Genomic DNA, 7,399 nt, shown 5'->3' with positions numbered 1-7,399 from the left:
TGGTCGAATTAAAACCGTACTCCAATTATTGGGTGGGAGTCCATACATCTTTAACCTTTAACCTTTAACCTTTAACCCTAACTTTTTAACTTCTTCCTTCCTAAAACAGTTATTACTATGATCGTTAACCATTCCACAGGCCTGCATGTAGGCATACACTGTGGTTGGGCCTAAAAATTTAAAACCGCGCTTTTTTAAATCTTTTGCAAATAACGTTGATGCTTCAGTAACTGCAGGATAGTCGGTCAGTGTTTCTAAATCGTTTACCTGAGGTTTATTACCAACAAACCGCCACTGGTAATCACTAAAGCTGCCAAACTCTTTTTGAATAGCAATGAAGCACTTTGCATTATTAATTGCTGCGGCTATTTTTAAGCGATTGCGAACAATTCCCTCATTTTGCATTAATGTTTCTAGGTCCTGCTCAGTAAAGGCCGCTACTTTATTTACATCAAAGTTGGCAAAGGCGTTTTTATAATTAGCGCGCTTTTTTAATATGGTGTACCAGCTGAGCCCCGCTTGTGCCGATTCTAATGTCAAAAACTCAAAAAGTAGGTGATCGTTATACACAGGTACGCCCCATTCATGATCATGATAATCCACATAGTCAGGTTTTGTTGTATCTAACCATGGGCAACGGCACTGAGTTTCTTTATTCATGCATTTTCCTTTGCGCGTCATTTTTACGACACGTATTTTTACGGTTTAATCTATTGAATTTACTGGTAAATAATTTTGGTACATATTGTGCATTATCCAGTATATCTACATTATTTTAGAGAGTTGATTATGGCCCTTGCAAGTGTGCTAAAACCCCAGTTTATTTCTGCTAATCAGTATAACCCATGTTTACTGCAAGAGGAGTATGTTGGTGAGTTGAGTGATTTGCGTCAACAAGCAAGTTGGCTCTCTCATCTGGTTGATACCATGCCTGCGGGCGTGATTGTACTTGATGGTAAAGGAATGATCGCTAAGGCAAACCAAATAGCTATCGATATGCTCGGCGAGCCATTAGAAGGAGAGAAGTGGTTTAGCGTTATTCAGCGCTCATTTCGTCCTCATCAAGATGATGGTCATGAAGTGTCGTTAAAAGATGGACGCTTAATAAAGCTCGATATTACTGCACTCGCGCCTGAGCCTGGGCAACTTATACTAATGACCGATTTAACCGAAACCCGACGCTTACAAAAGCGAGTCGCGCATATGCAGCGTTTAAGTGCCTTAGGTAAAATGGTTGCGTCTTTGGCTCATCAAGTACGCACACCGTTATCAGCGGCTATGTTGTATGCTGCAAATTTAGGCTCAAAACGCTTACCCGAAGCGTCTCGCGGCAGTTTTCATACTAAATTAATGTCACGTTTAAAAGATTTAGAAACCCAAGTAAACGACATGCTGTTATTTGCTAAAAGTGGTGATCAGCAAGTGGTTGAGCAAGTGTCGATGCAACAGCTACTAAGTGAAGTTAAAACCGGTGCCGATGCTATGGTAGCGCTCAATGATAGCGAATTAAATGTGAGCTTACCTGAACCCGATATTGAAATTATGGGTAATAAAACAGCATTGGCAAGCGCAATTCAAAACCTAATTCACAACAGTATTCAAGTCATTGGCAGTGGCGCACAAGTACATCTTAGTGCTTTGCGTGATATGCAAGACCCTGATTATGTCCGCATTAGTGTTAGTGATAATGGCCCTGGGCTTGATTTAGCACAAACTGAAAAAATATTTGAACCCTTTTATACCACTAAAAGCCAAGGTACTGGTTTAGGACTTGCCGTTGTAAGTTCAGTGGCCAGTGCACATCAGGGACGTGTTGAAGCAGACAACAACCCACAAGGGGGAGCAATTTTTAGTATGTTGCTACCTATTAGTGTCACATCTAAATTAGGGGAGTCACAATGAGTAACACTATTTTAGTTGTAGAAGATGACGCCGGACTTCGTGAAGCATTAATTGATACGCTTGAAATGTCAGGTATAGCCTGTATGGCCGCCAATAGTGCCGAGCAAGCCATGGTGCTACTAAAAAAAGAAGCATTTTCATTGGTGGTCAGTGATGTACAAATGGGCGCAATGAGCGGCTTGGATTTATTACGTAGTATTAAATTAAATTACCCTGATTTACCCGTACTAATGATGACGGCCTACGCCACTATTGATGATGCTGTAGAGGCTATGCGTTTAGGCGCGATTGATTATATGGCTAAGCCATTTGCACCAGAAGTGCTATTGAATATGGTGAGTCGTTACTTACCAGAAAAAGAAAAAGAAACAGACGGTCCTATTGTTGCCGACCCTAGTAGTATTCAACTACTTGAACTTGCAGGTAAAGTTGCTCGTTCAGATGCCAGTGTGATGGTGCTTGGGCCAAGTGGCTCTGGTAAAGAAGTACTGGCGCGTTATATTCATGACAAATCAAAACGCTGTAACGAACCGTTTGTAGCGATTAACTGTGCGGCTATTCCCGAAAATATGCTCGAAGCCACTTTATTTGGTTATGAGAAAGGCGCGTTTACCGGTGCTATTCAAGCTTGCCCTGGTAAGTTTGAACAAGCACAGGGCGGTACTATTTTACTTGATGAAATCACCGAAATGGATTTAGGCCTGCAAGCCAAGCTGTTACGTGTACTACAAGAGCGTGAAGTTGAGCGTTTAGGTGGTCGTAAAACCATTGCACTGGATGTACGTGTGCTTGCAACCAGTAACCGCGAATTAAAAGAGGCCGTTGCTGAAAATCAGTTCCGCGAAGATTTATATTATCGACTCAATGTTTTCCCTTTACTGTGGCGACCTCTGTGTGAGCGCCCAGGTGACATTATTGTGTTGGCTAAACATTTGATTGAACGTCACTTAAGTAAAAGCAAAGAGCCAATGGCGTATTTAGATAGCAGTGCAGAGCAAAAACTGCTTAGCCATAGTTGGCCCGGGAATGTACGCGAACTAGATAACGTTATCCAGCGAGCATTAATTTTACGCAGTGGAAATAGTATTGATGAGCATGCTATTTTTATCGAAAATCTAGCCCCAACGCATTTTGTTGCAGAAACTAAAGCTGACATTGAGCCTGTAAAAAGTAGTCTCAGTAACGCTTATTATGATGAAAAAGCAGCGCCTGCAGATGAGCAAAAAAATGATTTGTTAGCCGTCGATACTGGTAGTTACAAAGATGAGCTTAAAGATAAAGAACATCGTATTATTTTAGAAACCTTGGCACGCTGCCAAGGAAAACGCAAAGAGGTCGCCGAAACCTTAGGTATTAGCCCGCGTACTTTACGCTACAAATTAGCACAAATGCGTGATTTAGGTATTTCCCTCCCAGCATAATCCCCATAAGCCCTAAGTTCAATCACTTGAATTTAGGGCTGTCAAAACTCTGACTGCTTAATTATTTTACTTAAAGCGTTGTTTTAATTAGTTTTAATTTTTGGCATGTTTTGTGCTTTATTCACTTTAAGAGTTTACTGCATTATCAGAGACAATTATGAAAATTCAAAACAGTGCTTTATTTCAAGAAATGCAATCAATGGCTGCAGAGGCCACACGTAGTAATCAAGTTAATAACTTGCCAACGCAAGTGCAATCAACCTCTACAGCACAGTTTGGTGACATGTTGAGTAATGCCCTTAATACAGTGCATGAACTTCAGCAAGACACAGGACAAAAAGTAAAAGCGGTAGAGAATGGCGACAGAAGCGTATCACTTGCCGAGGCTATGATTGCTTCGCAAAAGTCTTCTGTGGCATTTGAAGCTACGGTACAGGTTCGTAATAAGCTTGTTGAGTCTTATAAAGAAATTATGAACATGCCTGTTTAACTAGGTAGTGGAGAATTATTGTGGCGCAATCTAATCAATCTACAGATCTGGCACTTGCTGATGGCATGATGGAGCAAAGTGAAAACGAAGATCAACAAGAGCAAAAATCAGGCTATTTCAGTTCTCTTGGCGGTGTTGATGTTTTACGTCAAATTACCCTGATTGTTGCATTAGCTATTTGTTTAGCCATTGCTATTTTCGTTATTATTTGGGCTCGTCAGCCAGATATGCGCCCTTTAGGTAAAATGCAAACTGAAGAGTTAATAGAAACACTCGACTTTTTAGATGCACAAAAAATTGACTACCAACTTGATGGCAATGTGGTCTCGGTGGATGAAACTGAATATCAAAATATCAAGTTATTGATGACCCGTGAAGGTTTAGATCAAGGGCCTACATCAGGTAGCGACATTATTATGCAAGACATGGGGTTTGGGGTAAGCCAGCGTTTAGAACGTGAGCGCCTTAAACATGGCCGTGAGCAACAACTTGCCCGTACTATAGAAGAGCTAAATAATGTTACTCGCGCCAAAGTATTGTTAGCTATTCCCAAAGAAAATGTATTTGCCCGTAGAGAGAAAAAACCCTCTGCGACTGTTGTACTTACTCTTAAACGCGGTCGCTCTCTAGATGGCGAGGAAGTTGACTCGGTTGTTGATATGATAGCTTCAGCGGTACAAGGGCTTGAGCCTTCGCGCGTTACTGTGACCGATCAAAATGGTCGCTTATTAAATTCAGGCTCGCAAACCTCTTTAGCTGCACGCTCACGTAAAGAATACGATATTGAACGTAAACGTGAGCAAGAATACCTAGAAAAAATCGACAGTATTTTGATCCCCGTGGTTGGATTAGGTAATTACACCGCACAAGTAGATTTAAGTATGGACTTTAGTGCGGTAGAAGAAACACAAAAACGTTACAACCCAGACTTACCTGCGGTAAGAAGTGAAACAACCTTTGAAGAAAATAATATTGGTGGCCTAGCGGTTGGTATTCCAGGCGCGCTGACTAATCAGCCACCAGTTAACTCAACTATTCCTGAAGATGCGATGGCGGGCGGTGCAGGCACTGCAACCTCACCGAGTAGAACTCACAAAGAAGCCACTCGTAACTATGAACTCGATACCACTATTTCACATAAGCGTCAGCAAACCGGTGTGATCCGCAGAATCAGTGTCTCTGTAGCGGTTGATTACCTGCCTACGGTGGGTGAAAATGGTGAAACAACTATGACGCCACGCTCGGTAGAAGCTTTGTCAAATATTCGTCGCTTGTTACAAGGTGGCGTAGGCTTTGATATGCAACGGGGTGATGCTCTTGAAGTAGTAACCGTACCATTTGTTCGTGAAGACTCAGCGCTTGATTTTGAATTGCCTTTATGGGAACAAGACTGGTTTATGAAAATGTTGCGCTTAGTGTTAGGTGCGCTGGTTATTATTGTACTGATACTAGCTGTTGTTAAACCTATGCTTAAACGCTTAATTTACCCAGATAATACACTTGAAGAATACGATGAAGACTCTCTTAGTTCAGGTGTTGACCTTGGTGACAGCACATTAGATATGCTAAATAATGACTTTGATTCTGCTTCTGTTGGCTTCTCTAGCGATGGTACACTACGCTTACCAGACCTACATGGCGACGAAGACTTACTCAAAGCGGTTCGTGCCCTTGTAGCCAATGAACCAGAACTATCATCACAAGTAGTGAAAGCGTGGTTAACAGAAGATGACTGATCAAGAACAAAAACAACTACCAGCGGCGTTTGATGTTGATAAGCTCGATGGTGTAGATAAAGCGGCGATATTATTGCTGAGCTTATCTGAAGAAGATGCAGCGCAAATCCTAAAGCACTTAGAGCCAAAACAAGTGCAAAAGGTAGGTATGGCTATGGCGGCAATCGATGATTTGTCGCAAGCTAAAATTAGCGCAGTTCATAATTTATTTATTGAACAAATTCAGAGCTTTAGTACGATAGGTTTTCAGTCTGAAGATTTTATCAAAAAAGCACTTACTGCTGCATTAGGTGAAGATAAAGCCGCCAGCTTAATAGACCAAATTGTTATGGGCTCAGGCGCTAAAGGTCTTGATTCATTGAAATGGATGGACTCAAAGCAGGTAGCTAACATTATTCGTAATGAGCACCCGCAAATTCAAACAATTGTGCTTTCTTATTTAGAGCCTGAACAATCAGCTGAAATTTTAGCGCAATTTACTGAAAAAGTGCGCCTAGATTTAACCATGCGTATTGCCAATTTAGAAGAAGTACAACCAGCAGCTTTACAAGAATTAAACGAAATTATGGAAAAACAATTTGCTGGTCAAGCAGGCGCACAAGCTGCGAAGATGGGGGGCTTAAAAGCGGCTGCAGATATTATGAACTACCTCGATACCAATGTTGAAGGGCAGTTAATGGATTCTATCCGTGAGCATGACGAAGAAATGTCGCAACAAATTCAAGACTTAATGTTTGTCTTCGAAAACTTAATGGATGTAGACAACAGAGGCATTCAAGCAATCCTGCGTGAAGTGCCGCAAGATGTATTAATGAAAGCCATTAAAGGGACCGACGATGCCCTTAAAGAGAAAATTTTGGGTAACATGTCAAAACGTGCCGCTGAAATGCTCGCTGATGATTTAGAGGCTATGGCTCCTGTGCGCATTAGTGAAGTAGAAGCGGCGCAAAAAGAAATACTGTCAACAGCTCGTCGTCTATCAGATTCAGGTGAAATTATGCTTGGTGGTGGCGGTGGTGAGGAGTTCTTATAAACTATGAGTCACTCTAAAGGTCGCCCATTACATGCAGATGAAGCTGATGAGTTATTAAAAAATTGGCCAATTCCTGATGTTTCTCCCGATGAGCGAAGTTTTGGCAATCGCTCTACGGCTTATGGCACACCCTTAGCCGAGCTATACCGTAAAAAAATAGCAAAAGAACAAGTAGAAGAACCGGAAGAACCAGAGCTGCCTTCATTAACTATGGTAGAGCTGGAGCGTATTCGCCAAGATGCCTACGAAGAAGGCCTTAAACAAGGGCACGAACAAGGCTATATAGATGGCTTTGACAAAGGCGTAACCGAGGGTAAAGAGGCGGGTTACAAAGAAGGTGTAGAGCTGGGTAAAACACAAGGCCAAGAAGACGTTAAACCATTAATTGATGAGCAGTTGACCAGCCTGCGTGGCTTACTAGATAGTTTAAGCGACCCGCTTAAAAAAGTGGACGAGCAAGCAGAAAAACAGCTGGTACAGCTAGCCACTATGCTCAGTGAAGCGATTATTTATCAAGAAGTAAAAACATCACCTGATATTATTTTACATACTTTGAAAAAAAGCATTGATGCACTTAATGTAGAACAAGAAAAAGTTCGAATTCATCTTCATCCAGATGACTTAACGCTGATAAAAGCCAGTTATGGTGAACAAGCTATTGAAGATAATCATTGGCAATTAATTGCAGAACCCACTCTAGAGCGGGGCGGTTGTGAAGTTAAAACAACGTTATCATCTTTAGATATGACCTTGAAAACCCGTGTCAAAGAAACGTTGGAAAGCTTTTTGCATAACAGTGGTATCTAACTTTTTTATT

General features: G+C 41.5%; 7 protein-coding genes. 6 read left to right on the top strand and 1 reads right to left on the bottom strand.

The window, feature by feature from the left end; genetic code table 11:
* Positions 1–57 precede the first annotated feature (57 nt).
* Positions 58–660, bottom strand: a complete 603-nt coding sequence (locus MTN97_RS03165) for a DNA-3-methyladenine glycosylase I (RefSeq protein WP_248473670.1) — start codon at positions 658–660, stop codon at positions 58–60.
* Between the two features lie 129 nt (positions 661–789).
* On the opposite strand from MTN97_RS03165, the gene MTN97_RS03160 reads away from it, so the two are divergent.
* From MTN97_RS03160 to fliH, 6 genes are all read left to right on the top strand, one after another.
* Positions 790–1,902 (top strand): sensor histidine kinase, encoded by a 1,113-nt coding sequence (locus tag MTN97_RS03160; RefSeq protein ID WP_064662613.1) that lies wholly within the window; start codon positions 790–792, stop codon positions 1,900–1,902.
* Positions 1,899–3,323: a sigma-54-dependent transcriptional regulator gene (locus tag MTN97_RS03155; RefSeq protein ID WP_248473669.1), complete on the top strand. Its 1,425-nt coding sequence runs from the start codon at positions 1,899–1,901 to the stop codon at positions 3,321–3,323. Before MTN97_RS03160 ends, MTN97_RS03155 begins: the two co-directional genes overlap by 4 nt.
* Positions 3,324–3,480: 157 nt before the next feature.
* Positions 3,481–3,813 (top strand): flagellar hook-basal body complex protein FliE, encoded by a 333-nt coding sequence (gene fliE / locus MTN97_RS03150; RefSeq protein WP_016899229.1) that lies wholly within the window; start codon positions 3,481–3,483, stop codon positions 3,811–3,813.
* Between the two features lie 20 nt (positions 3,814–3,833).
* Positions 3,834–5,549, top strand: a complete 1,716-nt coding sequence (gene fliF / locus MTN97_RS03145) for a flagellar basal-body MS-ring/collar protein FliF (protein WP_036981730.1) — start codon at positions 3,834–3,836, stop codon at positions 5,547–5,549.
* Complete coding sequence (gene fliG / locus MTN97_RS03140; protein WP_036981734.1) at positions 5,542–6,582, top strand: flagellar motor switch protein FliG; 1,041 nt, start codon at positions 5,542–5,544, stop codon at positions 6,580–6,582. Before fliF ends, fliG begins: the two co-directional genes overlap by 8 nt.
* Positions 6,583–6,585: 3 nt before the next feature.
* Positions 6,586–7,389, top strand: coding sequence for a flagellar assembly protein FliH (gene fliH / locus MTN97_RS03135; protein ID WP_248473668.1), 804 nt, complete (start codon positions 6,586–6,588; stop codon positions 7,387–7,389).
* The last annotated feature ends 10 nt before the right edge of the window (positions 7,390–7,399 follow it).

Source organism: Pseudoalteromonas sp. 2CM36K (genome assembly GCF_023161865.1).
GTDB lineage: Bacteria > Pseudomonadota > Gammaproteobacteria > Enterobacterales > Alteromonadaceae > Pseudoalteromonas > Pseudoalteromonas tetraodonis.
The sequence above is the reverse complement of the archived record's forward strand: the minus strand, read 5'-3'. Positions and strand labels throughout refer to the sequence as shown.